The organism is Cytobacillus firmus (assembly GCF_023612095.1).
GTDB lineage: Bacteria > Bacillota > Bacilli > Bacillales > Cytobacillaceae > Cytobacillus.
Genome location: NZ_CP086235.1, coordinates 2512961 through 2539190 on the forward strand (window position 1 = coordinate 2512961; position 26230 = coordinate 2539190).

27 protein-coding genes are annotated in these 26230 nt (G+C 41.3%); 20 read left to right on the top strand and 7 right to left on the bottom strand.

The window, feature by feature from the left end; all coding sequences use genetic code 11:
- Positions 1 to 85: 85 nt before the first annotated feature.
- On the top strand, positions 86 to 574 hold the full coding sequence (locus tag LLY41_RS12750; RefSeq protein ID WP_095242744.1) for a hypothetical protein: 489 nt from the start codon (positions 86 to 88) through the stop codon (positions 572 to 574).
- Between the two features lie 42 nt (positions 575 to 616).
- Here the strand turns inward: LLY41_RS12750 and LLY41_RS12755 are convergent, their stop codons facing one another.
- Both LLY41_RS12755 and LLY41_RS12760 read right to left on the bottom strand, forming a co-directional pair.
- Positions 617 to 1519, bottom strand: a complete 903-nt coding sequence (locus tag LLY41_RS12755) for an aldo/keto reductase (protein WP_095242743.1) — start codon at positions 1517 to 1519, stop codon at positions 617 to 619.
- A gap of 116 nt (positions 1520 to 1635) precedes the next feature.
- Positions 1636 to 2565: a 3'-5' exonuclease gene (locus LLY41_RS12760; RefSeq protein WP_095242742.1), complete on the bottom strand. Its 930-nt coding sequence runs from the start codon at positions 2563 to 2565 to the stop codon at positions 1636 to 1638.
- Positions 2566 to 2807: 242 nt separating this feature from the next.
- Between LLY41_RS12760 and LLY41_RS12765 the strand changes: the two genes are divergently transcribed.
- The 4 genes from LLY41_RS12765 (at position 2808) to LLY41_RS12780 (ending at position 6389) form a co-directional block, all read left to right on the top strand.
- Positions 2808 to 3389, top strand: a complete 582-nt coding sequence (locus tag LLY41_RS12765) for a TerD family protein (protein ID WP_048010026.1) — start codon at positions 2808 to 2810, stop codon at positions 3387 to 3389.
- Positions 3390 to 3503: 114 nt separating this feature from the next.
- A complete protein-coding gene (locus LLY41_RS12770; protein ID WP_095242741.1) occupies positions 3504 to 4082 on the top strand; it encodes a TerD family protein in 579 nt (192 codons plus the stop codon).
- A 137-nt stretch (positions 4083 to 4219) separates the two neighbouring features.
- Positions 4220 to 4906 (top strand): hypothetical protein, encoded by a 687-nt coding sequence (locus LLY41_RS12775; RefSeq protein ID WP_304585529.1) that lies wholly within the window; start codon positions 4220 to 4222, stop codon positions 4904 to 4906.
- Positions 4907 to 5126: 220 nt separating this feature from the next.
- A complete protein-coding gene (locus tag LLY41_RS12780; RefSeq protein WP_095242739.1) occupies positions 5127 to 6389 on the top strand; it encodes a glycoside hydrolase family 18 protein in 1263 nt (420 codons plus the stop codon).
- Between the two features lie 7 nt (positions 6390 to 6396).
- On the opposite strand, the gene LLY41_RS12785 is transcribed toward LLY41_RS12780, so the two are convergent.
- Positions 6397 to 6570 (bottom strand): hypothetical protein, encoded by a 174-nt coding sequence (locus LLY41_RS12785; RefSeq protein WP_175609047.1) that lies wholly within the window; start codon positions 6568 to 6570, stop codon positions 6397 to 6399.
- A gap of 175 nt (positions 6571 to 6745) precedes the next feature.
- On the opposite strand from LLY41_RS12785, the gene LLY41_RS12790 reads away from it, so the two are divergent.
- The 4 genes from LLY41_RS12790 (at position 6746) to LLY41_RS12805 (ending at position 12347) form a co-directional block, all read left to right on the top strand.
- A complete protein-coding gene (locus LLY41_RS12790) occupies positions 6746 to 8983 on the top strand; it encodes a DEAD/DEAH box helicase (RefSeq protein ID WP_304585530.1) in 2238 nt (745 codons plus the stop codon).
- Positions 8984 to 9250: 267 nt separating this feature from the next.
- Entirely contained in the window at positions 9251 to 11329 is a 2079-nt protein-coding gene (locus tag LLY41_RS12795; protein ID WP_304585531.1) for a transglycosylase domain-containing protein, read from the top strand.
- Between the two features lie 177 nt (positions 11330 to 11506).
- Positions 11507 to 11701, top strand: coding sequence for a hypothetical protein (locus tag LLY41_RS12800; protein ID WP_304585532.1), 195 nt, complete (start codon positions 11507 to 11509; stop codon positions 11699 to 11701).
- Positions 11702 to 11723: 22 nt separating this feature from the next.
- Positions 11724 to 12347: an HD domain-containing protein gene (locus LLY41_RS12805; protein WP_304585533.1), complete on the top strand. Its 624-nt coding sequence runs from the start codon at positions 11724 to 11726 to the stop codon at positions 12345 to 12347.
- Positions 12348 to 12578: 231 nt separating this feature from the next.
- On the opposite strand, the gene LLY41_RS12810 is transcribed toward LLY41_RS12805, so the two are convergent.
- Positions 12579 to 13235: an MtnX-like HAD-IB family phosphatase gene (locus LLY41_RS12810; protein WP_304585534.1), complete on the bottom strand. Its 657-nt coding sequence runs from the start codon at positions 13233 to 13235 to the stop codon at positions 12579 to 12581.
- Between the two features lie 155 nt (positions 13236 to 13390).
- Here LLY41_RS12810 and LLY41_RS12815 point away from each other — a divergent pair, with 155 nt between their 5' ends.
- The 5 genes from LLY41_RS12815 to LLY41_RS12835 all read left to right on the top strand — a co-directional run bounded on the left by LLY41_RS12815 (position 13391) and on the right by LLY41_RS12835 (position 16784).
- Entirely contained in the window at positions 13391 to 13828 is a 438-nt protein-coding gene (locus tag LLY41_RS12815; RefSeq protein ID WP_095242734.1) for a peptidylprolyl isomerase, read from the top strand.
- A 95-nt stretch (positions 13829 to 13923) separates the two neighbouring features.
- Positions 13924 to 14436: a mismatch-specific DNA-glycosylase gene (locus LLY41_RS12820; protein WP_304585535.1), complete on the top strand. Its 513-nt coding sequence runs from the start codon at positions 13924 to 13926 to the stop codon at positions 14434 to 14436.
- A 192-nt stretch (positions 14437 to 14628) separates the two neighbouring features.
- Positions 14629 to 15594, top strand: a complete 966-nt coding sequence (locus LLY41_RS12825; protein ID WP_095242732.1) for a S8 family peptidase — start codon at positions 14629 to 14631, stop codon at positions 15592 to 15594.
- Positions 15591 to 16400, top strand: a complete 810-nt coding sequence (locus LLY41_RS12830) for an endonuclease I family protein (protein ID WP_304585536.1) — start codon at positions 15591 to 15593, stop codon at positions 16398 to 16400. Before LLY41_RS12825 ends, LLY41_RS12830 begins: the two co-directional genes overlap by 4 nt.
- A gap of 66 nt (positions 16401 to 16466) precedes the next feature.
- Positions 16467 to 16784, top strand: coding sequence for an MGMT family protein (locus tag LLY41_RS12835; RefSeq protein ID WP_095242730.1), 318 nt, complete (start codon positions 16467 to 16469; stop codon positions 16782 to 16784).
- A gap of 49 nt (positions 16785 to 16833) precedes the next feature.
- Here the strand turns inward: LLY41_RS12835 and LLY41_RS12840 are convergent, their stop codons facing one another.
- On the bottom strand, positions 16834 to 17091 hold the full coding sequence (locus LLY41_RS12840) for a YpbS family protein (protein ID WP_095242729.1): 258 nt from the start codon (positions 17089 to 17091) through the stop codon (positions 16834 to 16836).
- A 259-nt stretch (positions 17092 to 17350) separates the two neighbouring features.
- Here LLY41_RS12840 and dacB point away from each other — a divergent pair, with 259 nt between their 5' ends.
- Positions 17351 to 18835 carry a D-alanyl-D-alanine carboxypeptidase/D-alanyl-D-alanine endopeptidase gene (gene dacB, locus LLY41_RS12845; RefSeq protein WP_304585537.1) on the top strand — a complete coding sequence of 495 codons (1485 nt, stop codon included), beginning with the start codon at positions 17351 to 17353 and terminating at the stop codon, positions 18833 to 18835.
- 57 nt (positions 18836 to 18892) lie between these two features.
- Here the strand turns inward: dacB and LLY41_RS12850 are convergent, their stop codons facing one another.
- Entirely contained in the window at positions 18893 to 19426 is a 534-nt protein-coding gene (locus tag LLY41_RS12850; protein ID WP_095242726.1) for a YceI family protein, read from the bottom strand.
- Between the two features lie 208 nt (positions 19427 to 19634).
- Here LLY41_RS12850 and LLY41_RS12855 point away from each other — a divergent pair, with 208 nt between their 5' ends.
- Positions 19635 to 22211 (top strand): DEAD/DEAH box helicase, encoded by a 2577-nt coding sequence (locus tag LLY41_RS12855; protein ID WP_304585538.1) that lies wholly within the window; start codon positions 19635 to 19637, stop codon positions 22209 to 22211.
- A 134-nt stretch (positions 22212 to 22345) separates the two neighbouring features.
- Positions 22346 to 22807, top strand: coding sequence for an SRPBCC family protein (locus LLY41_RS12860; RefSeq protein ID WP_095242724.1), 462 nt, complete (start codon positions 22346 to 22348; stop codon positions 22805 to 22807).
- A gap of 39 nt (positions 22808 to 22846) precedes the next feature.
- On the opposite strand, the gene LLY41_RS12865 is transcribed toward LLY41_RS12860, so the two are convergent.
- On the bottom strand, positions 22847 to 23329 hold the full coding sequence (locus tag LLY41_RS12865) for a ribonuclease H-like YkuK family protein (RefSeq protein ID WP_286136907.1): 483 nt from the start codon (positions 23327 to 23329) through the stop codon (positions 22847 to 22849).
- Between the two features lie 250 nt (positions 23330 to 23579).
- On the opposite strand from LLY41_RS12865, the gene LLY41_RS12870 reads away from it, so the two are divergent.
- The 3 genes from LLY41_RS12870 (at position 23580) to LLY41_RS12880 (ending at position 26160) form a co-directional block, all read left to right on the top strand.
- Complete coding sequence (locus tag LLY41_RS12870; protein WP_095242722.1) at positions 23580 to 24023, top strand: YndM family protein; 444 nt, start codon at positions 23580 to 23582, stop codon at positions 24021 to 24023.
- A 170-nt stretch (positions 24024 to 24193) separates the two neighbouring features.
- Positions 24194 to 25549: a DEAD/DEAH box helicase gene (locus LLY41_RS12875; RefSeq protein WP_304585539.1), complete on the top strand. Its 1356-nt coding sequence runs from the start codon at positions 24194 to 24196 to the stop codon at positions 25547 to 25549.
- Between the two features lie 23 nt (positions 25550 to 25572).
- Positions 25573 to 26160, top strand: a complete 588-nt coding sequence (locus tag LLY41_RS12880; protein ID WP_304585540.1) for a branched-chain amino acid aminotransferase — start codon at positions 25573 to 25575, stop codon at positions 26158 to 26160.
- The last annotated feature ends 70 nt before the right edge of the window (positions 26161 to 26230 follow it).

The window sequence follows — 26230 nt, forward strand, 5'->3', positions numbered from 1 at the left end:
TTAATTGACAGGAATGTCATCACTCTGACTACATAGGGAGTCAACCAAAACTACCTCTGAACAAAAAGAAGGAGAGGACAAAAGCATGAAGAAATTATCTTTTTTGCTTTCAGCAGCTGCACTGACACTAATGCTGGGAGCATGCTCAAACGAAGAAGCTTCAAAAGGGGAAGAAAAGGAAGAGGCGGCAGCTGAAACAGCAGAGTCTGCTGATGAATCCAAAGAAGTTCGTTCAGCTCTGCTGAACTATCAGGGAGAAGTGACAAAAGTAATCCGCAGCACAGATGCAAGCTTAACTGCTGAAGGTCAGGATCCAACTGAAGCAGCTGTAGCATTCGATAAGGATGCGAAAGCCGTGTCTGTACCGGAGGAATTAAAAGACTATACCAAGGATATTGAAGCTGCGGTTGATAGCTTATCCCAATACTATGCTAAAAAAGCCGAGCTTGTAAAAGCGGGATCTGAAGATATGGCGGAAGCAGAGCCATTTAAAGAGGAATATATCAATTCGATGACGAAAGTTTTTGAAGAGGTGGAATTATCTCCTCCTGCTTTCAAAAGCGTTTTCCAATAAAATAAAGAAACAGCCCATTTTATAAATTGGGCTGTTTCTTTATTAAGGGACTTCATGACCAAGTGAAGTTTGGTAAATCTCAAACCACTGATCCCGGTTAAGTTTATAAGATAATGCCCGGACAGCACGTTCAATTCTTTCGATCCTGCCGGAACCGGCGATTGGCATGATACGTGCAGGATGGTTTAAGAGCCATGCAAATAAAACCTCATCAATATCATTCGCCCCGATTTCTTCTGCTACTTTAAGCAATGCAGATCTAAGGCGCTCCGATTTTTCATCAGTACCACTGAAGATTTTCCCTCGTGCCAAGGGGGACCAGGCCATCGGAGCAATTCTTTTTTCCAAGCACAGATTTAATGTGCCATCCTCGAAATTCTCCAGATGAAAGGCAGACAGCTCAATTTGATTGGTAATCAGGTCCATTTCAAGGAAGGACTGAAGCATAGTGAACTGATGGCTTTTAAAATTCGAAACCCCAAAATGCCTAACCTTGCCGGCGGTCTTTAATGCTGAAAAAGCATCAGCAACTTCTTCAGGATCCATAAATGGATCAGGACGATGAATGAGAAGGGTGTCTATGTAATCTGTGTTCAGATTTTGCAATGATTTTTCTACAGAAGCAATAATATGTTTTTTTCCGGTATTGTAATGATGTGATTTATGCTCAGGCCGGTTTGGTGACTCGAGAACAATCCCGCATTTCGTAACAATTTCCATTTTTCTGCGGAGCTCCGGCTTTTTCTCCAGTGCACTTCCAAACAGGCTTTCACATGTATAGTTTCCATAAATATCAGCGTGGTCAAATGTCGTTATGCCCATTTCCAAACACTGTTCTATTAATGTGATTAACTCTTCATCTGAAAATTTCCAGTCTGCCAGTCTCCAGAGTCCATGGACAATTCTTGAAAACGACAGATCTTCTGCCATCTGTACTCTATCCAAACGTATCATCTCCCCATTTTTAGTATAGTTATTATCTCTGATAATCTTAAGAATACCAAGCTAAACGACTGCAAAAACACATGAAAAAGAGGCAACACTGTCATGTCACCTCCGTTTTATACGCATATTTTCTGCAGCGGTTGAACCATTTGCTCATGCAGAATCATAATTTTAGATGTATAAGAACAATGCTCTTTATAAGCTGATTGAAGTTCCAGATAAAACGTGATTAACTCTTCAACACCAGAAATCAATTCTTCATCAAAAATGCCTGAACGGCTTAATAGGATATTTTCATATTTCTCAACAAGCTTTTTTGTTTTTTTAATTAATTTCCAGGCATCTTTCATACGAAAGGCATCATTCAAATTGGAGTAGAATTCCACCAGGTCTTTTTGGAATACATACTTTATTTCCTGACTGAGCCTTTCAACAGAAGGGAGTTCAGCTTCCTGAAAGATAAATTGCTGTACCATAATTAAATCGGTCTTTACCAAATGCTCTTCAAAAGACTGATAAATCCGAAGTGTATTATAAGCGTCATACATGGGATGATGGGGTTTGCCGATAAAAGAAAGTTCATAGAAGGACAAAGCATTTTCAACAGATGCTGCCGTACGGGAAGCTCTTTTTGTGAAAACAGCCTGAAAATCAACATATCTTTTAGTGATTTTTTCAATAGTAGCTTCGGGAAGATTATGCCTCAAAGCATCAGCTTTCAATCTTAGGATATCACTGGACGACCAGGAGAAGAATTTGGCTTTTTTAACTCCGCCGACCCAAAAGAGAAAGTCCTTAAACACCTGAGGGAAGTCATCGGCTTTCTCTAAATCAGAGTCAGATATCCCGGTTAATTCTTTGCAGAAAGTACTTAATGGTGAATTCTGCTGCGGACGGATGAACCTGTCAAACCCAGTGACCTTGCCTGATTCAACATCCACTTTTACCGCACCAAGACGAATGGCCTCCATATCTTCAAACAGCATGCCACTTTTGCTGCATAGCATTTCAAAATCAAAGAAAACCAGCTGCTTTAGTTCAGCCATACGCGATCATCCTTTCTGTACCCAGCTGCCCAACAAGACATTATAAAGAATAACGGGTAAAAAAGGAAGGAACAGAATTATCCATCAGATAGTTTACATATTATAGAACTTTTTTCCCGCCTCAATAGCAAATCGGTTTACGATTTCTTTTGAAACGTTTACACTAAAGGTGTACATAGTTGACAGCTGCGTATTTCAACGATGCTGTTAAAAAATTTTTGAATCTGAAAGGATGGATGAACGTGGGTATTTCTTTATCGAAAGGGCAAAAAATTGATTTAACAAAAACGAATCCCGGATTGTCTAAAGTAATAGTAGGACTTGGCTGGGATACGAATAAATATGATGGCGGCTTGGATTTTGACCTTGATGCCAGTGTTTTCTTATTAGATGCCAATGGCAAATGTGCATCAGATAAAGATTTTATTTTCTACAACCAGCTTGAAGGCGGCAATGGCTCAGTCGTACATACAGGAGATAACAGAACAGGTGAGGGAGATGGCGATGACGAGCAAGTCAAAGTCAATCTTAGCGCTGTTCCTGCCGCCATTGAGAAGATTTCTTTCGTTATTACCATCCATGATGGCGAAGGACGCGGCCAGAACTTTGGACAGGTCTCTAATGCATTTGTTCGAATCGTCAATGAAGAAACAAATGAAGAATTAATCCGTTACGATCTAGGCGAAGATTTCTCTATTGAAACTGCCATTGTTGTAGGTGAATTATACCGTCACAACGGAGAATGGAAATTCTCTGCTGTCGGTTCAGGCTACCAGGGCGGACTTGCCCGCATTGCAACCGACTTCGGTTTGCAGGTAGGGTAAGGTTTATTTTTGCCAGGCAGAGCATCAGCTTTTCCTGGCTTTCTCTTTAGGGGAAACCTATACACAGGTGATCTGTCATGAAAAATGGATTTGGGTTATGAAGGAGTGAGTATCTTGGGTATTCAATTATCCAAAGGTCAAAGAATAGATCTGACTAAAACGAATCCCGGTCTGACGAAAGCCATAATCGGCCTGGGCTGGGACACAAACAAATATAGCGGCGGACATGATTTCGACCTTGACGCATCTGCATTTCTCGCTGATGAAAACAGTAAATGTGCAAATGATCATGATTTTATTTTCTACAATAATCTTCAGCATCCAAGCGGGGCAGTTATTCACACTGGAGACAACCGGACAGGTGAAGGCGACGGTGATGATGAGCAGCTTGTTGTTGATTTCACCAAAATCCCTTCACACGTCCATCGCATTGGCATAACGGTTACGATTCATGATGCAGAATTAAGGCAGCAAAATTTCGGCCAGGTTTCCAATGCATTCGTAAGATTAGCGGATGAATCCAATAATCAGGAGTTGCTTCGCTTTGATCTTGGAGAAGATTTTTCAATCGAAACAGCCGTAGTTTTCTGTGAGTTATACCGTCATGGAAATGACTGGAAATTCAATGCCATTGGCAGCGGATTCTCAGGAGGTTTGGCAGCCCTTTGCCGGAACTACGGACTGCAGGTTTAATTTTCATCTCAGGCACCCGACTTGTATCGGGTGTTTTTTTGTGACATTACGGGCCTATGGATAATTATCCCATACTTGAAAAAATGGCAAGTGGGAACAATAGATTTGAGAAAAACCTTGAGAGGAAGGGATGCAGTATGTCACTAGAATGGTTTGACAGGGTAAGCGGTGAATTGCAGGACCATCTTGAATCCATTTGCAGCAAATATGATCAGATTGGCCATATGTCGGTTGACCGGGGTGCCAAGCATCCCAGAATGGAATTTTTCATTGAAACCGCTGATAATGACAGAGAGTACTTTTGCACACTTTTCTTTGATCCGCATAATGAAGAATTCTATGTAGAAGACTTTGACTTTGAACTTGGACATACATCTAAAACAATGCTTTTTGATATTGAAGACATCATCGATACCGTCCATGAAAGCCTTCATGACTACATGAATGAGGCAGATGATGATGAATTCGACTTTGAAGATAATGAAGAAATTTATGCATCAGAAGACGAAGATTTTATCATCGCCGATGAATATGACTTCGGCGGCGAAGGAGATATCTTTGAAGAAGTAGATGTAGAGTGGGAAACTCCTGAAGTGACCGCCTTTTTCAAGGAAGATGAAGTGGAGGTAACCTATCAGTTTGGAGTAGTCCAGGAAACAGGTGATGGCGTCCTGCGCAGGGTGAATCGCATTTGGACAGATGACGAGGAAATGATCAAGGATGAAGATCACTTTATCTTCAGTAAAGAAGAGGCAAGCACGATCATTGCTATGATTGCAAGCCACATGGACTCACTCGGCGGGCATGAAGCAGATTATTTGTAATATATAGAAGGATCAACAAGTGGTTATCAAGAATTCTTGTAGCCACTTGTTTTTTTGAGAGTAATGCGCTTTGCAAGTATCAAAAACACCCCGTCCAATCATTCAGCAGCACCGAAACAATCTCCAGTATTATAGAAAGCGCTCTAATAATGCCTTATTGTACTATTCAGGCTTGCCACACCCATAAACTAACTTAAAAGCAAGTGAAAAGAGGTGCTTTATGGGAATTCACATCGTTCAGGCAGGCGATAGTCTTTGGAGCATTTCACAAAAGTTTAATATTCCGATCATGAGCATAATAACGGCAAATGGGCTTGAAAATGGACCTGGCATTATCCCTGGTTTAGCTCTATATATTTCGGAAGATGGACCTGTTATCAGAGCTTATACAGTAAAGCAGGGAGACACACTATGGACCATTTCCCAGCGTTTCCAGACATCAATTAGTGCCATTTTGTCAGCAAATCCGGGGATCATCCCGGATTTGCTCTATATCGGCCAGAAATTAAACATCCCATCAGCACGTAAACTAGTTATGAGTACGTTAGGTTTCATAGTCCCGTATTCTCCTGAAACATTGTTGCCCGCTTTCAGGGAAACCGCAAGGCATTTAACCTACATTGCCATTTCCTCCTACTCGCTGACAAGGGAAGGGTATGCCTATATAGAGCTTGACGATACAGCCATATTGGCAGAAAGCAGACGCTTGAATGTCATTCCGCTGCTGATGATCCGTAATCTTGCCCAAGGGGATTTTAATGCTGAATTAATTGGAGGGGTACTTGAAAGGCCAGTTTATAGAAGGAACTTAATCTTAAGCCTGATGAATTTTGTCAGCCAAAAAGGGTATGGAGGCATCAGTCTGGATTTTGAATTTATCCCGCCGCAAAGGCGCCAGGATTTCAATTCATTCATTAAAGAATTAAAAAATGCCTTAGGGCCAAAAATTCTTCATGTTAATGTACATGCTAAGACTGAAGATATCCCAACAAACCGGATAATAGGGGCATATGATTATAAAGCCATTGGAGAGGGAGCAGATATTGTTGCAGTAATGACCATGGATTACGGTTATCCCACAGGTCCTCCCAATCCCATCGCTCCGCTATGGTGGGTCGAGGAGGTTATTAAATACTCAACCACCCAGATTGAACCGAAAAAACTGCAAATCGCCTTGCCGTTATATGGCTATGACTGGAGAACCGCGGATAATCGTACCCGCTCATTTTCCATGCAAGCCATTCAAAATTTAGCATTAAGCAGAGGAGCGATTATTCAATTTGATGGGTATGCAGCATCCCCATGGTTCAGATACTGGAATGGAGCAGAAGAGCATGTGGTATGGTTTGAAGATATCCGCAGCATAACTGAAAAATATAAGTTAATTGACCAGTATAATCTATTAGGGATGACATACTGGCAATTGAGCTTGCGTTTTCCGCAGAACTGGGCCTTTGCGGATAAAAATTTTACTATTCTATAGTCACTTCTTAAAGAATTTCCTTCATTTCTTCTTCGAAATAAAACATTTTCGGATTTTCTTTAATCGTATACGTGTATTTTTTCATTTTCGCCACATAGCATGTTTTGTTGATTGTCACTTTTTCTCCTGTATCAACCAGAATCACAACATCATTTTGTTCAAATTTATTTCTGCGCTTCACACTGATCCCTCTTTCGTTAATTCGATTAAGTGTTATTTATCCATTATCTCATACTTCGGGAGAATTAACCTGAGATATCGGCAATCTTTCAGTTTTCATCTTTTCTTTTGCGTATTGGCATGTAAATGATATATTAGTCTAATTGAATATCTTAGTGAACAAAGGACGATAAAAAATGACATCAACACTTGGGCTTATAAGGGATTGGCAAAAAGCCATCCAGGCCGAGATCTTACACTTAAAAAAATACGGGAGCTCCCGCTGGTTAATTCTAAATGGGCGGCTTCTTTCAAAATCAGATGCCTATACGTATTTTTTCGATACCCCTTCAGCCATTAAAATACCAACCGGATCTTCCATAAAAATAGACTGGGGAAGTAAGCGGGTGGAAGGAAGAATCCTTTCTGCGGAAGGAAATAATATCATCTTGGCATTAAAAGAGGATATCGGCAGCGATTTATCGGAGGCCTTTTTGCTTCATGACCCATGGGAACTATTGGATCAGCTTTTTCAGCGCTTAGAGGACATAAAAGACAGCAAAAGAAAGAGGGCCAGAATAAAAAAATTGATGGATCCTTCCATGTCTCCCAGGCACCCTGCCGATAAAGTAAAGAGCAGTACCCATGAACTGATATTGCGTTCTAAATATAATCCAGTCACATATGTCTGGGGACCGCCAGGCACGGGAAAAACCTACACACTGGCACGTGTGGCCGCCAATAAATATTTCAAAGACCAAAATGTTCTCATTCTGGCTCATTCTAATCAGGCAATAGATGTTCTTATGGCAGAGATTTCAGCCTTTGCATCAGGCAAAAGAACAATTGCTGATGGTGATCTGCTTCGTTACGGCTCACAAATCGGTCCGGCATTGATCAATCATCCTTCTTTGACAGCCGAATTTCTTTTAAATAAGGAGCACTCTAATCTCTCCGGGCAAAAAGCGGATCTAATGGAGCACCGCCGCCTGCTGAAACAGGATTTATCACGATCATTCAGCCGAAGAGATTCCGATCAGCTAATCGAAATTGAAAAGAAGCTGTCGGGGGTGCTTGAAAAAATCAGGCAAAAGGAAATAGAGTTTGTAAAAAACGCTTCCATTATTGGCACCACACTTGCAAAAGCAGCAAGTGACCCGGCAATTTATGAGAAAAATTTTGATCTGGTCATCATCGATGAAGCCAGCATGGCGTATGTTCCACAGGCTGCCTTTGCAGCTTCGCTTGGAAAAAGGGTAATCATCTGCGGTGACTTTAAACAGCTTCCTCCTATTGCTGCCTCAAAACATAAGCTGTCGGAAAAATGGCTGAGGGAGGATATCTTTCACCACTCAGGCGTGTCTGATGCAGTCAACGATGGACACTTGCATCCGCACCTTTTTCTATTAAAAGAACAGCGCCGTATGCACCCGGACATATCCGCCTTTTCCAATAAACATATTTATCATTCACTTGTAGGTGACCACCCCGATGTATTGGCCGCCAGAGTGCCTATTGCAGCCTGCACACCTTTTCCAGGCAATGCCTCAATCCTGATTAATACACATGGAACAGGTGAATACGGGATAAAAGACGGCAGCTCGAATTCAAGAATCAATCTTTGGAATTTATTGCTTGGTTTTCAGCTTATACATGAAGCATTTATAGGCGGGAGTCGGTCGATAGGGTATGTCACTCCTTATCGGGCACAGGCATTATTAATGGAACAGCTGATCGGCGAGATATATGAAGAAGAAAGAGCATCTGCTGATATTATTTCGGCGACAGTTCACCGTTTTCAGGGAAGTGAGCGGGATGTCATGATTTTTGATTCTGCCGATGCCGCGCCACATGACAGAGCCGGAATGCTGCTGACTGGAAAAGATAGCGAAAGGCTTTTGAATGTTGCCATAACAAGAACCAAGGGGAAATTCATTCATATTTGCGATTTGCAATTTATTCAAAAGAAAGTATTTAGAAACAAAACATGGCGGAAGCTGGCAGATCATCAAGCACACAATGGACAGGCCATTCATCCTGATCAAATTGGCAGGTGGATTAAAAATCAGCATCCCCGCCTTCAGTGGATGCATGCAAGAAAATTGGAGAAAGTGTTTGAGGATATTTCTAAAGCCAAGAAGGAAATTATTATGTCACTGCCAAATGGAGAGGGATTGGGAAAAGAGTGGGGGCAGGCACTTTCGAAAAGGCCTCCAGGAACCAAGCTGATCCTGCATGCAGAGCATGCTGTCCCTTTCATTTCTCCTGATGAGATATCGGCATTATGCCTCCCGTTCCCGTTTCTCTTAATTGACGGACATATTCTGTGGCTTGGCATGCCGGCGGAAACCCATAAAAACGCCTTGCCGCCATATGTAGCATCCAGACTCCAGTCAGCTGCAGCAGGCTCATATCTTACATCTATAATTAAATAAAAAAGACGCCCCCAGAGAGGCGTCTTTTTCTACGTATTGCGGCGACACGACTGCACTCCACATAGTGCATTGCCCAAACGAGCGTGTATGTCGTCTTATGCAATTAGCTCATCGCTTAATCAATATAGCATGATTTCAAATAGAAAACAAGCCTTTTTTGCGGGCAGTCCCTTATGCTGAAGTTGAAACTTTTTATACAGTTTATTCGTTTAATATATAATAGAGGGAAATAATAAGGGAACTTAAAGAAATAGCGAAGGAGTCACCATGGAAAAATTTCAGCGTTACAAAGAAGCTTTTGCAGGATTTTGGCGCAAAAAGCACCTGACACAAATTCTGCTGCTCTTATCACTAACTATATTACTTTTAACCATTCTCTTTTTTGCGTTTCTGGCAGCTACAGCAAATGTGGAGACTTTAAAAGAAGGATTAAGGCAGTCAACTGTTATTTACGATAAAGATGGAGATGCCGCTGCAAGTCTTGCGAAAAATAGAGCAGAGGGTGCCAATATTGAAGAATTGCCTGAACATGTGGGCAATGCTGTTATCGCGATTGAAGATGAACGCTTTTATAAGCATAACGGCTTTGATATAAAAGGGATTGCCAGAGCTTTCTTCGGCAACTTATTTGCAGGGGGCATAACCGGCGGCGGAAGTACCATTACCCAGCAGCTCGCCAAAAATGCTTTGCTTTCACCTGAACAGACCTACAAGCGAAAAGCTGAAGAACTGTTCCTGGCAGTTGAAATCGAAAAAAATTATAAAAAAGATGAAATCCTGCAAATGTATTTAAATCAGGTTTACTTCGGAAGCGGCTCATGGGGAATCGAACAGGCATCCAATAAGTATTTCAGCAAAACACCAAAGCAATTGAACATCAGCGAGAGTGCATTGCTTGCAGGTTTGCTTCAATCACCTTCTGCACTCGACCCATACAATCATTACGAACGGGCAATCAAAAGAAGGAATGTTGTTCTTGGGAAGATGAAAGAGCACAAGATGATTTCAGCGGAAGAGTATGAGAACGCTGTAAATGAAAAAATTCAATTACAGGAAGGAATCCGCAGCAAGAAGGAAAGGAAATACCCTTACTATGTTGATGCGGTCCTAGATGAAGCAATAAATACGTACGGATTAACACAGGAAGAGATATTTACCAGGGGATATAAAATATACACAGAAATGGATCAAAATCTGCAATCCAGCCTGGAAAATGTTTATCAAAAGGACTCAATCTTCCCGGCTGGCATGAATGGAGAAATCGTTCAAAGCGGAGCTGTCCTTCTTGATCCGGCAACAGGGGGAGTCAGAGGGCTGGTCGGCGGCAGAGGGGAACATGTCTTCAGAGGCTTCAACAGAGCTACACACATCAAAGCCCAGCCCGGATCAACACTAAAGCCTTTAGCCGTTTACACACCTGCCCTGGAAGAGGGATACTCACCAACATCGATGCTGAATGATGAACCCGTAACATACGGAGATTACACACCGGCTAACGCTTCAGGACAATATGCAGGCGAAGTGTCCATGTATAAAGCTGTGGAAGACTCGATCAATGTCCCAGCCGTATGGCTGCTTAATGAAATAGGACTGGATAAAGGACTGGATGCTCTGGAGCGGTTCGGCATCCCGCTCGAAAAAGAAGATGAATATCTCGGTATTGCCTTAGGCGGAATGCGAAAGGGAATTTCACCTTTAAAGCTGGCCGAAGCATATGCGGCTTTCCCTAATGGCGGCAAGCGCAACGATGCCCATTTAATTACGAAAATCGTGGGCCCGACCGGAAGCATCATTGCAGAGCGCGACAAAAAAACAGTTAAAGTGACGACGAAAACCGTTTCTAACCAGATGACTTCCATGCTTTTAAATGTTGTTGAAACCGGCACAGGGAGCGCTACGAAGATAGAAGGAGTTCAAATCGCCGGAAAAACGGGTTCAACCCAGCTCCCATATAAAGACATTAACGGAACAAAGGATCAATGGTTTGTAGGCTATACACCGAATTTGGTTGGCGCTGTCTGGCTCGGGTATGACCAGACCGACAGGGAACATTATCTGTCAAAAAGCAGTTCTGAAACTGCAGTCCCTGTTTTCAGATCAATAATGGAGTCAAGCCTGCCACACATGCAGGAAGGGGAATTTGCTACAAAATCGGTAAATGAAAAGCTCGAGAAAAAGGAATTAACAGAAGAAATCGGGCAAACCATTAAAGAACAAGCTGAAAAATTCGAAGGAAAACTGAGAGAGGACCTTCCAATCTGGAAGGAAAAATTGAGAGAAGGAAAGCAGGAGCTTGAGGATTTCGGCAGATTCCTGAAGGACAAATGGGATCAATTCAGCAATTAAATTAGAGTAAAAGAGAGAATGGCTACAGAGCTGTTCTCTTTTTTCATTCAGTAAACTTTATACTGGAATAATTCAGAAAAACAGTGTAATCTAAGTATTTATAGCACCCCCTAACAAAACGACAGCATTCGCTATCATTTTGCTAGCTCTTAGATATTAATAGCCAGGAGGATTACAATGAGTGGAGAAACCCGTATTCAGCTTAATGTCCGCATATCAAAAGAGACTTCAAATAAGCTCGATGAAATTGTTGATTATTATCAGGAAAACACGAAACTCGGCAGGATATATAAAGGCGATGTGTTAACAGATATTATTGAAAAATCATATGAAGTAATGAATAAGCAGAAAAAAATCAATAAGAAATTTTAATTATTACCTGGAGGAGAATTACATGAGGGATGTTAGACTGACCGATATCTATCAGCATCGGATCGCACAAAAATATATTACACGCTCCGGCATCGCTCATGCTATTGCAGTAGCCTATCACGCATTCCAGATTGCCAAAGAAATGGAAGAAGATGTTGATTCAGCAGCCAAAGCGGGCTTTATGCATGACATTGGCCATTACACCTGGTACAAAAATGGAAAATGGGATTACGACCTATACAGGCAGAATGACATTCATGCCATTAAGGGTGCTGAGCGGGCACATAAACTCCTCATCAGACTTGGGGAGAACCCGATCAAAGCAAAAGAAATTGCCTTGGCCATCCTTTTTCACACGGATTCATTTCTGCCTGGAGGCGAAGTTGTCAGAACTCCGCTGCAATCCCTGGTCAAACTGGCAGATGAAAAGGATGAAGAACCCGGTGGAGCCCATCACTATCGGGAACTTGATTTTAAGCGGGCTATGAATAGCCTCGAAATACTCGATAATAAGATTGATCATTATCTTGAGAAAAAGAAGAATAACCTAAATTCCTGTCATGTTATGCGCTTCCCCAGGAAATTCAGTTTTATTTTTTTGAAGGGAAGCGCATGTTTCATGAAGAATTATAAGTTATGGCGATGATCAGATGATCGAATTATTATGTGCAGGGATGGTGTTGCGGCAGTGAGGGCAAGGACTCGAAGACAACAGTCATTAAATGTGGAAGAAATTAAATTCAGATTAACAACTGTGTTTCTGCATCTATCATTTTATGCAATGATTATATTTATCTTAATATTGTTTTTGGAGTTATTTGGTTAACGTACATAAAAAAATCCCGGGTAAAGCCAGCTGCTTTCCCGGGAGCCTGTTCTAGGATTTTGGCAAAATGCCTTTTTCAGTTAAATACTCTTCCACCTCTGTAAAATCTTTTACTGGAACAAACCTTATGCCCTTTTCCCGAAGAAGGTCCTGAAGCCCATTTTTGGCAAAAGTGATATCAGCATGCTCTGCAGGGTGGGAATCCGGTTCACTGTCCCCCATAAAAAACACAGTTTCATATTCCTTTTGCAAGTCCTGAATGACCTTCGATTTATCAATGCCATATTGTTCATGATAGTGATGATGATTTTTATCAATATTCATATGGACATTCTTCTCATGGTAATATCCTTCATTCGAAAAGACCTTAACATCTTTAATACCATACTTCTTTAAGATGTGATGGATATAATAGTCTGTGCCTGCACTTAAAATATAAAAATCTCCGCCATCCTGCTGTAATCTTTCAATAAACTCAGGAACATATTCATCTATTTCAATGGAATAAATATCGCTGATAATTTGTTCTTCATCCTGATTAATGGATGTGAAGACTTTATTTAAAAAGTCAATATCCTTTATCTCTCCAGCCTTCCATTTGGGCATCAGCTTACGCCCCTCCGGAAAATATTTATCCATCATTATCAAATAAAAGTCTCTTTTAGAAATCGTTCCATCAAAATCCGAAACAAAGGCCCATTTTTTCATTCTAATACCTCCAATAAGACATTTCTTCTTTTTAATCTTTCTTAACTTTACCCTTTGTTTTTTATGTTCAATCAGCTAAAAAACGTCTTTTGATTTTATTCCTGATGAGATTAATGGTATTATTAATTTGATTTTTACATAAGGAGATGATTAGTATGGCAGAAAAAGGATACATATTAATGAAAAACGGTGAAAAGGTTGAATTTGAACTATATCCTGAAGCAGCACCAGGGACAGTTGAAAATTTCAAAAAACTTGTAAATGAAGGCTACTATAATGGCTTGAATTTCCATCGTGTAATTCCTGGATTTGTAAGTCAGGGAGGGTGCCCGAACGGAACAGGGACTGGTGGTCCAGGGTACACAATCAAGTGTGAAACAGAAGGAAACCCTCATAAGCATGTAGAAGGATCTCTTTCTATGGCTCACGCGGGCCGCGATACAGGCGGAAGCCAGTTCTTTATCGTTCATGAGCCACAGCCTCATTTAAACGGTGTTCACACTGTTTTTGGAAAAGTTACTTCAGGCATGGAAGCAGTTAAAGCAATGAGCAATGGCGATGTTATGGAGAAAGTTGAAATTCTTGAAGGATAATCAGTTTTAAAAGAGCCTCTAGGGGCTCTTTTTGTTTTTTACCACACGTTTTAGGTAAAATGAACATTAGCTTGCAATATCGAAAGGATGGTTATATGGGGCCTATTAAAGACCACTTGAAAGAAAATCTTGATTTGCTTTTTGTCGGCTTCAATCCAAGTATTCGATCAGGAGAGACAGGCAACCATTTTGCAAACCCGAACAACCGCTTTTGGAAAATTCTCCATGAATCAGGCTTAACTCCCCGTAAATACACCGCAGCGGAAGATTATAAATTATTGGAATTGGGCTATGGAATGACAAACATTGTCGCGAGGCCTACTAAAGCAGCCGATGAAATAACGAAGGAAGAATATAAAGAAGGCAGAGCTGAGCTGATCAAAAAAATAGCTGCACTAAAGCCCAAGGTCATTTGCTTTGTTGGAAAAGGCGTCTATCAGGAATACAGCCACAAAAAGAAGCTGCCATGGGGAATCCAGGAGGAATCAATAGTCCCCGGCACTATTGACTTTGTTGCTCCTTCATCTTCCGGGCTTGTCAGAATGAAGATTGATGAGATTATTCAAATCTATGCTGAGATTCCGGAGCTTTTAAAAACACTGAGATAAACTAATTCTTCCAATGCTTAGGTATAAGCATAATGCCGATGCATAGTTCAAATTTCACAAATTCTCCCTTTTCACTATCATAATTCTATTAATTTTCGCTACCAACGGTACTGGTATTAAATATTCAGAATTGTTAAAATGTAGTTAACATCAAGAACCAGCTTCAATTTAATCTCTTAAGGAGGGAAAGAAATGGAGCAATATGTTCGTGTCATTCCTTATAAGGTGATTCAGCAGGAAGAGGATGTTACGGAAGTTCCAAAGGGCGTGGAATTGATTCAGGCGCCGAAGATTTGGAGCGAAACAAAAGGAAAAGGAATTAAAGTTGCTGTTTTGGATACAGGATGTGACATTAGCCATCCTGATCTGAAGGATCGTGTAACGGGCGGCCGGAACTTTACAGACGATGATAACAGCGATCCAAATAGTTTCAAGGATTATAATGGCCACGGAACACATGTGGCAGGGACTATTGCTGCGCATGAAAATGATGCTGGTGTTATTGGGGTAGCTCCTGAAGCTGATCTCCTTATTGTAAAGGTATTAAATAAAAATGGGTCCGGACAATACGAATGGATTATCAAGGGCATCCATTATGCCATCGAGCAAAATGCAGATATTATCTCCATGTCGCTTGGCGGGCCAGCTGATGTTCCGGAGCTGCATGATGCGATTAAAGCCGCTGTAAATAAGAATATCCTTGTAGTATGCGCAGCAGGAAATGAAGGGGATGGGGACGACTCAACCGACGAGTTTGCTTATCCAGGCTGCTATAATGAGGTGATTAGTGTTGGGGCTATTAACCTCGAAAGGGATTCTTCCGAGTTTACAAACTCTCATAATGAAATAGATTTAGTAGCGCCAGGGGAAGGGATATTATCCACCTTTCTGAACGGAAAATATGCAACCCTCAGCGGTACTTCAATGGCTGCTCCACATGTTTCAGGAGCTTTGGCCCTGATCAAGGATTTTGCAAACAGGCAATTTGAAAGAAAGCTTACTGAACCAGAACTTTATGCCCAATTAATCAGAAGAACGGTTCCACTTGGCAATTCTCCTAAACTTGAAGGAAACGGACTCGTCTATTTAACCGTTCCAGATCATTTAGCCGGAATCTTTGACCAGGAGTTCAAATCGACGGTTCTTAATGCCATATGATTAAAGTGACTAGTATACCAGCGGAATGGGCAGAAGCTCAGTCAAATTATATTGAAAGTGTTCAGAACGAACCCTATTATAACGCTGAGGAAGATATCATAAATCAAGAGGATTACTATGGCACCCTTGATTTTGAGAAAGAGGATCTCCCGGAACAGGTTCATCATCTGCTGGTTCGCACTCATAGCCGGGAATTGGATTACTCACCTCACCGATATGTATATCCATGGGTGGATCTGCAGGAAAACCTCAAGCTTAAAAGCTTATATTCAGGAAAAGGCATTGATCCGCTAAAAGCCATTGACCAGGATCTAAAGCTCCTTCAGACGATTCATGAAGGCGGATTCCACAGCAATGAAAGAGTTATATTCAATACCGAGCATGTAGTCCCGCAATCATGGTTTGAAGGAAGACAGCCAATGAAAGGGGATCTGCATCATCTTTTTGCTTGTGAGCCGGCATGCAATAGTATGAGAAGCAACTTCCCCTACCATGATTTTGATGCCTATGTCCCGGAAATGGAGGCGGCGGGCGTCAGGAATGGCTGTGGAATGGCAGAACTGAAGAAGTTTGAGCCGGAATATGGAAAAGGGATTGCCGCAAGAGCTGTATTCTATTTTGCTGTCAGATATAAAAATGCTCTTATACTTGACGAGAAGATGGATATGCAGATTTTGCTGAAATGGCATGAGGAAAATCCGGTGACTATATATGAAAAGCATAGAAACGCTGCCATTCAGGCAATCCAGGGGAACCGGAACCCATTTATAGATTATCCGGAGCATGCAAAGAAAATGCTGGGATAATGAACAAACCCGTCTGAACTCAGGCGGGTTTGTTTTATAATAAAAAAGAAGGAGGAGTTATTACAAGTGCAGCCATTTACAGAAAAAGTGATAAAAATCATTCAAAACATCCCAAGAGGAAAAGTCATGACATACGGACAAATCGCAAGGCTGGCCGGGAGCCCCCGGGGAGCAAGACAGGTGGTCCGGATTCTTCATACACAAAGTGAAAAGCATCAGCTTCCCTGGCATCGGGTTGTGAATGGGAAAGGGGAAATTGGGTTTAAAGACAGTGAAATGCATGACATTCAAAGAGAACTATTAGAAAATGAAGGGATACAATTTAATATAAATAAAAGAATAGATTTGCAGGAATTTGCCCATGAATCATCACAGCCTATATAAAGAAGCGTGCATCCAATCGGAAGCCACGCATCTTTATAAATATATATACCTAATTTGTTTTTGATGCATATTCCTCAATCATCTCAGCTGTAACATACTTTCTTGCAGGTATTATGCCCTGTTTGGATAGTTCATTTATCTCAGCAGTTACTTCATTTATCTTATCCGCAGAAAAAGGAAGTCCCCTCCTGCAAAGATCCAATGCTTGTTCAATATAATACTCACGCTGCTGATCCAAGGCAGCAAACCTCGTGATTATCTTATTTTGCTTTCCCACATGTTCAGATATTGCTTTATGTACACTCATTCTTTCCACCCCTTATAAAATTCACCTGTTTTTATCATACCATTTTTTCTAAAAGTTTTAAGAATAAATATTCTTATTGGCATAACATTTTGTTTAAAGAAAATAGAAAAAAACAGCGATCCCACATAACTTGTACTGTGGAGAATAAAATAGTTAAGCAAGCGAAAAAAATGATTCCTTTTCCTCATTATGGAAATAAAGGGAACTCACCTTTCTAAGAAGAAATGGTAATAAAACAATGGAAGGTGGCTTAATACATATGAAAAAGAGTGTAAAAATGCATATCAGTTTATTGCTGGTATTTATGCTGGCACTTGTTCCTTTAGCCCAGCACGAATCTCCTCATGTACAGGCAACAGAAGAAGGCAGTGAACTTGTCCAGCAGCTGAACCAATTGCTGAATAATGATCCCATACTCCAGGGAGGTCTTGCAGGAGTCAGTATCCGTAATGCAGAAACCGGCGAGCTAGTATATGACCATATCGGGGATGTGCGTTTGCGGCCGGCGTCTAATATGAAGCTCCTTACAGCAGCTGCCGCTCTTGAAACGCTGGGTGAAAATTATCAGTTCACCACAGAACTTCTTCACACAGGCTCAATAAAGGGGAAGACACTGCAGGGTGACTTAATCTTAAAAGGAAAAGGAGACCCAACTCTTTTAAAGGAAGATTTTGATGCATTTGCCGCTAAAGTGAAGGAAGCAGGCATAAAAGTTATTCATGGCAGTCTGATCGGTGATGACACCTGGTATGATGATGTTAGGTATTCAACTGATCTGTCATGGAGCGACGAATCCTGGTATTATGGCGGACAAGTCTCAGCACTTACTGCCTCCCCGAATGAGGATTATGACGCGGGCACAGTCATTGTAGAAGTATATCCTGCTGAAAAAGCCGGGCAGGAACCGATTGTAAAAATGGTGCCGGAAACAGACTACATAAAAATCGTTAATAATGCGAAAACCGTTGCTAAAGGGGAAAAGAAGGATATCCATATTGAAAGAGATCACGGGACGAATACCGTTACAATAGAAGGAGAAATTCCAGTTGAAGGAAGCCGTTCAAGGGAATGGATCTCTGTATGGGAGCCGACTGGCTATGCATTGGATCTATTAAAGCGTTCTCTCGCTGAACAAGGGATTAAATTGAAAGGGAAGACAGTAGCAGGCACTGCCCCAGAAGGAGCAAAGCTGTTTGCTGAACATAAATCCATGCCGCTTAAAGAGCTGCTTATTCCATTTATGAAACTAAGCAATAATGGCCATGCAGAAACCTTAATCAAGGAAATGGGCAAGGTTGTCAAAGGGGAAGGCAGCTGGGAAAAAGGGCTTGAAGTATTGGAAGAACAGGTGCATGCCTTTGGAATGACTGAGGAAACTCTCGTGCTCCGGGACGGTTCCGGGATTTCACATGTAAACTTAATTCCGGCCAACGAAATCTCCAAACTGCTTTATGAGGTCCAGGACGAAGAATGGTTCTCCTCCTATTTAAACTCTTTGCCAATTGCCGGGGATACTGACAGGATGACGGGAGGAACACTTAGAAACCGGATGAAAAACTCCAATGCAGCCGGGAATGTCAAAGCAAAAACTGGTTCCATCTCGACTGTCAGTTCGTTATCTGGTTATGTTAAGACATCCAGTGGGGATGAGCTGATCTTTGCCATTATTTTGAACAACTTAACTGACGGCGGCAAAGGGAAAGTGATTGAAGACAAAATTGCCACATTGCTAGCCGATCAATAAACTGCAAAAAAAGGGCAGTATACCGAGTCGACGGTATACTTGCCCTTTTTTTATGCCTTACTCTGCTTTTGCTGCCTGTATTTGAAGATCAATTTTCACTTTATCTCCAACAAGGACTCCGCCTGTTTCAAGTGCTGAATTCCAGGTTAACCCGTAGTCGCTTCTTTTGATAGCCCCGGCTGCTGTAAAGCCGACTTTTTCATTTCCCCATGGATCTTTGCCTGATCCTTCATATGTCACAGCAAAAGTTTCTGTTTTTGTTACACCATGAATCGTTAGATCGCCTGTTACATCATATTCATCGTCACCCTTGCTTACAATGCCAGTTGATGTAAATGTCATTTGCGGATGGTTCTCCACATCAAAGAAGTCTGCAGAACGCAGGTGATTATCGCGATCTTCATTTCGTGTATCCACACTTGAAAGTTCAACATTAAATGTAATATCAGCAGTTGTTAAATCTGCGGGATCTGCTGTAATTTCAGCATCAAAGCTATTAAAGCTGCCTTTCACGTTTGCGATCATCATATGCTTGATAGAAAAGTCCACACTGCTGTGTGCTGGATCAACTGCCCATTTAGTTTTTGCCATTTTAATTCTCCTCCATTAGTTCGAATTCATTTGTCTCGAATTCAAGATGTTTTAATTATAAACAAATTATATGCCGGTTCAAGTTTTATGTCAATGATATTTTTTGAAAAGATGGTAAAATGAAGACTACTTAAATTTTCAACATCATACATAACCTAAGTCATAATGATTACATCGCGTATTGGCGTTGTTTAAAGGGGAACGGATCATGAATCAACTTGAACAGATATACAAAAATGCCGAAGAGCATACAAAAATAAAAATTCTGGAGGATGCCGACCGTTATTTGGGCGGACAGGAATCAATGCCATCCTATAAGGAATATCTTTCTGAAAGATTTCATTATATCGATCAAATTTGGGTAAATGTGTGGCTGAATAAAATTACCGCCAAAATATCCAAGCAGGAAAAAAAGAAGTATTTAAGTGAGAAAGGGTACGACACTGAGAATGTTGACAGGAAAATAATCAATCACCTGTTCCGGACGGAAATGAGGGATTATCAGCCTTTTAACAGTTTGGAGTGGCTTAATGCCTTGTTTGAAAGCAATAATGAAGCTTGGGCTGAGCGTTTCGAGAAGGCAAGGGCTCATTATCTGCAGAAAGCAGAAGAGGAGCAGCTCCAGCGGAGAAAATATCGAATCCGTGAAAATATCGAAAAGAACATAGAGGAAATTATTGAAAAAGATTATAGCCTTCTTTATCTCCATGTCAGACATATGGCTTCAAAGCAGCTCGTTTCCGATTTTGAAAATAAGACAAGGTATCAGAAGGTGGATACCTTCGCACTGGAAGAAAAGCTCGAGGAAACAGGCAGTTTCAAGGCCGAAGATTATACTGTTATGGGAGAATTCTTCGAGGAGCTGACAGGGAATATTCATAAAGCATTGTATTGGGGAAAAGGCTATTTCGAATATGAAACGTATTACTATGTTTATAAAAACCATATATCTGGATTTCTTTCTGATTCTCTGCAAACACTCATCCTGCAGAACCTCCCGCAGCAGCTTTTCGAGGAATATGAAGGTGCATATGATAAACCGCTGACCGGGAAGTCTGTTAAGAAGCTTATTGCCCATACAATACACAATCTAAATGACAGCTTTTTTGAAACCATTCAGGAGGAATATGTTGGAGATTTGGTCAAGCTTTCGGATATCCCATTTGACCCTGAGGACCATCAAGAGCAATTGGAGAAGGACATTGAAGACAGGGAAAGAAAAATAGCAGAAGAACTGGCTGAGCAGCAGCGGAAGAAAGAGGAAGAAGAACGCATGCTCGAAAATATTTTCGGGCAGGAATACAGTCCTTCGGTGGAACGTGCCAAAAAATATGTACTTCATATCGGAGAAACCAATACCGGGAAAACCCATCATGCACTTGAAGGTATGAAATCAGCAAACAGCGGTTTATATCTCGCGCCATTAAGGCTTTTGGCTCTCGAGGTATATGATAAATTAAACCGTGATGGTGTACCCTGTTCTTTGAAAACCGGTGAAGAAGAGAAGACGGTTGCCGGTTCACAGCATCTATCCAGCACGGTGGAGATGTTCTACGAAAAGGATTTTTATGACGTCATTGTGATCGATGAATCCCAGATGATTACGGATAAAGACAGAGGCTTTTCCTGGTATAAAGCCATTACCAAGGCAAATGCAAATGAAGTCCATATTATTGGAAGCCGCAGTGCAAAAAGTATGATGCTGCAGCTGCTTGGCGACGCAGATATTGAACTGAATGAATACAGCCGTGATATTCCTCTTGAAGTGGAGGCAAAGGAATTTAAATTCAGTCATGTTCGAAAAGGCGATGCACTTATTTGTTTTTCAAGAAAGAGAGTGCTTGAAACGGCCTCAAGACTTCAGCAGGAAGGGCACTCAGTAAGCATGATATATGGAGCTATGCCTCCTGAAACCAGAAAAAAACAAGTCCAGCGTTTTATAAATGGTGAAACTTCTATTATCGTTTCCACTGATGCCATTGGGATGGGGCTTAACTTGCCTATCAGGAGAATTGTGTTCCTGGAAAATGATAAATTTGACGGAACGAAACGAAGGACCCTTACTTCCCAGGAAGTGAAGCAAATTGCCGGGAGAGCCGGCCGAAAAGGACTTTACAATATTGGGAAGGTTGCTTTTACAAAAGATATCAAAAGAATGAAAGCTCTGCTTGAAATGGAAGATGCGCCGGTACACAGCTTTGCGATCGCCCCGACCAATACAGTATTTGAAAGGTTTCAAAGGTATTACCGCGATCTCGGATCATTCTTTGAGCTTTGGGATAAGTTTGAGAGCCCAAGAGGAACAAAAAAAGCGGCATTATCAGAGGAGAGGGAACTGTATGAAAGGATAAGAGGCACTGAAATTGAAGCCAAGCTTTGCTTAATGGATCTTTATGGTTTTCTCCACCTGCCATTCTCTAAAAAAGAAAATGACCTTGTCCGCCAATGGGAAGAATCGATGTATGCCATCATTTACGGGGAGGAGCTTCCAGAGCCCAGAATCAAGAACCGGAACCTCGAAGAGCTGGAATTGACCTACAAGGCGATAGGCCTTCATTTGCTGTTTCTGTATCGGCTAGAGCAGAGGACCGAAGCGTTATATTGGGAACGATTAAGGGAAGAAATCAGCGACCATGTTCACGAAAGATTAAAGACCGATATTAAGGAGCTCTCAAAAAAGTGCAGAAAATGCGGCAAAAAACTGCCTTGGGAACACGAATATCAAATCTGTGATGAATGTCATTCTTCACGCTCAAGAAGAAGGTATCATTACTATAGAAGGTAAATTTTTTTAGCCTGCTCGCATAACAGCAGGCTTTCCCGCTTTCAAAAAAGACAATAAATTTATGAATTTCATCCGTCCCTTTTGAATACATATTCATGGAAAACAACTATGCAGGTCTCAAAGGGGCGGTAAAAATGGCAAGCAGCACACATCAGGCAGAAGTAAACATTCCGATTGAGTCAATATGGAGCTTTGTCAGTGATATTGGGAACTGGGCACCATTAGTGCCCGGATATATTGCACATGAGGTATTGAGTGACAAAGAATCAACCTGGAGCTTCAAAAGCGATATGGGGATTATCAAGAAAAAAATCGAATTAAAAGTGGATATTACGAGCTGGCAGGAGCCAACAAAGGTTACGTTTCAGTTAACAGGACTTAATGAGAAGTTTACGGGACATGGGTACTTTCTTGCGGAGATTGGAAGGAATAAGAAAAATATCATGACAGGATCACTTGATATTTCAGCGGAGGGTATGATGGCTAAAGTTGCCAATTCCTTGCTTAATACAGCTCTTCCTGAAATTACTTCAGAACTGACAGAGGCTGTGGCATTAAAGGCCGAACAGGAATACAGAGAGCATGCAGGTGTATAATTTGCCCCAATGAAAAGAACTCATATATTCTGAGTTCTTTTATTTCGTATATCGATTAGCGTAGCTGGAGGCCACGAATGCTTCCGGCTTTATTTTTGGCTCAAGGCCGATGGATTCGATCCTGGACACCATTTCTTTCACAAATTCCCTGGTTTTATTTCTTTTGCCCGATCCGATGTCCATATGCCCTTCCATTGAGAATGATCCGCCTTTATAAAGGAATGGCAGAACGATTTCAAACATTTTGTCTTTGTAATCCTCTGTAAACAAAGAGACCACTTCTTCAGTCAGTGAGGTTTCATAGGAGATTCGCTCATGAAGATGCAGCATTTTTCTTGGTATAACAGTTTTCCGGATACATGCCCAGGCGCCTTTTCGCTCATTTTGAATCACAATCCCGGTTATAAACACAGTGCGATTGCAATGCACCTGTGAATCTGTACCAATCATCAGCCTGAAGTTCCCATCAGGATTTCGCCTTATAAAAAGTAAGATCCGGTCGAATACCTGCTCAAAAGTCATATTCCTCTCCTGGAGATTTTGAAATTTATATTCAGCATTCACCTATTATCACCACATTAAGTATTTTGTCTCGGAGTATCACTCTTCCACAACCTTTAACTTAAAATGTAATCCTTATTACTGCCATTATATTGAGGGACACTGAACAAGTTGTATATTTTTTAGAAAAAATTGCTGTTGCTGCGAAGAAACAGAAAATGAATGGGAATCTCCATATTGATAAAAGCTAAGGTAAAGAGGAGGTTTGCTTATGAACAAAACACTTATCTTAATACTTAAATTAGCATCAGCCATGATTGCTTTTGCCATAGCGCTTGATTTATTCTTTGATGCGACATTCGCAGATATTCTTTCCTTCAGTATTCTGGTAACAGCCATGTCCTATATGCTTGGAGACCGCATCATTCTTCCTAGGCTGGGAAACCGAAATGCCCTTATTGCTGACTTTTTCTTAGTTTATGCATCTGTTTGGGTGTTTGGGAGTGTGCTGCTTAACAGTTACCTGCAAATCGCTTGGGGAAGTGTCATTGCAGCAGGAATTATCACTTTATCCGAAGTCTTTGTCCACAGATTCCTTGTAAATACTAGGGAATCCAGCCAAGAGAAGGAGAGCAGCCAATCTGCTTTGAATCCACGACTTGCCTATGGGATGGAAATGGCTGAGGAAAGGGAGCCAACAAAGGATTGGGAATAAATTGATATATAGAGTCAGAAGCCCACTGCAGGCCATTTGGTCTAAACCTGGGCTTTTTATTTTGAACCAACCATTTTTTTCGCGTTTTTATCCGATAGAATGCTTGCTATTTTGCCGCTAAACACACAATATAAATAAGGACATAATGAATAAAGAAAGTAGGGTTTTATTTGCAGGAATTTTTAAAACTTGGCATTTCAGAAGATCTATCAGATATTCTGCTGCAGCATGGCATCGCTAAGCCAACACCTATTCAGGCGCAGGCGATTCCAGCTGTTATGGAAGGAAAGGATGTCATTGCCCAGGCTCAGACAGGAACCGGAAAAACATTGGCATTTATTTTGCCTATTCTGGAGAAAATGGACCCGGATGCCCTTCAGATCCAGGCTCTGATTGTAACGCCGACAAGGGAACTGGCATTACAGATAACAGACGAAGTACTGAAGCTTACGAAAGACAGTGATATAGATGTCTTAGCTGTATATGGAGGGCAGGATGTGGACAAGCAGCTCAAAAAGCTGAAAAAGAATGTACAGATTGTCGTGGGGACACCTGGCCGGCTGCTGGACCATATCAAGCGAAAAACCATTGATTTGTCACAAGTGGATTTTTTAGTATTGGATGAAGCAGACCAAATGCTGCATATAGGCTTTCTTGATGATGTCGAAAGAATCATTAAAGAAACGCCTGCCAAAAGGCAGACGATGCTTTTTTCTGCAACTATGCCGGCAGAAATAAGAAAACTGGCAAACAGACACATGAAAGAGCCGCAGTATATTCAAATTGAAAAAACACAGGGGCCAGCCCATTCAGTTAAACAAATAGCGATACATACCTTCGACCGCGCCAAGCAGGGTACGCTGATAGAGCTGATTCAAACCCATAGACCATTTTTGGCCGTGATCTTCTGCCGTACAAAACGCAGAGTAACCAAATTATATGAAGTGCTGAAATCGAACGGTTTTGATTGCGATCAGCTTCATGGGGATTTATCCCAATCGAAGCGCGAACAAGTAATGAAGAGATTCAGGGACGCAGAGATACAGCTGTTAGTTGCGACGGATGTAGCTGCCAGGGGGCTTGATGTCGAAGGGGTCACACATGTTTTTAATTATGATATCCCACTCGATCCCGAAAGCTATGTGCACCGCATCGGGAGAACCGGCCGGGCGGGAATGGAAGGACTGGCGATTACGTTTTATTCGTCTGCAGACAAGCCGCTCCTTGAAGCAATTGAAAAAGGACTGAAAATTACTATTCCTAAGCAAAACCTCGGCAATAGCGATATCAAGCCTGAAGCAAAACCTGAAAAAAAGAGGCCGGATTCCAAACGCCAAACCTCCGCTGGAAAGAAAAATGACAGCAGAAAAGGCGGCCAATCACAATCAAAAGATGACAGGTTTTCCCATGAAAAAGGCAGAAAAGGCAAAAGCAATTCACCCCGGACAGGCCGTACGAAAACACAAGGGAAAAAGAAGCCTGCTCCAACAGCTTCAAGAAATTCATCAAAAAGACGGGGAAGGTAAAGATATTTGAGGAGGAAAGCAATTTGTTAAAAGACCGGATGGAAAAGCACTTGAAAGAACAGCCCGCTGAACTTTATGAAAAAGAAAAGGAATATGCCAAAAAGCACGGACTTTTGAATGATGGTCATGAAGCTGGCAACAAGAATCCAGAAGACCGATTTAATGATGCTTATATAGAAAGAGGAGATAAGGAAACAGAGGAAGTGCTCGGACAAGAATCTGCCGGCTTTTTAAATCAGCCAATAGACTACTTCAAAAATCATAAAAATGAATTTATGTATCTGGAGTCGAAATGGTTTGACCTGATCGGGGCGGATGCTGTTTCCTTTGAAACAGATGATGTTTTTGGCAACTATGAAGTAATGCTGGGACTGAAGCTGCCGAAAAAAGCAGAATCAGCTATAAGAGCATTTATAGATGAGAATACTCATACAGGCACGCCAAAATACAGCCTGATGTTCAGCCAGCAGGATGGGCTTTGGGATTTTAATTTTTCGCTCAACGACATTGAAGGCTTTAAAGAGGAACTATCTATTCTAGACGCATATCAATTAGTTTACGAATTCCTTTTTAACCTTGTGTCAGAAGTGGAAGAAACCCGCAAAAAGTAAATATTTATAGCCAGATATTAGGATGAACTCTTAATTTTTGCCCAAACCATGATAAATGTCATGGTATGGA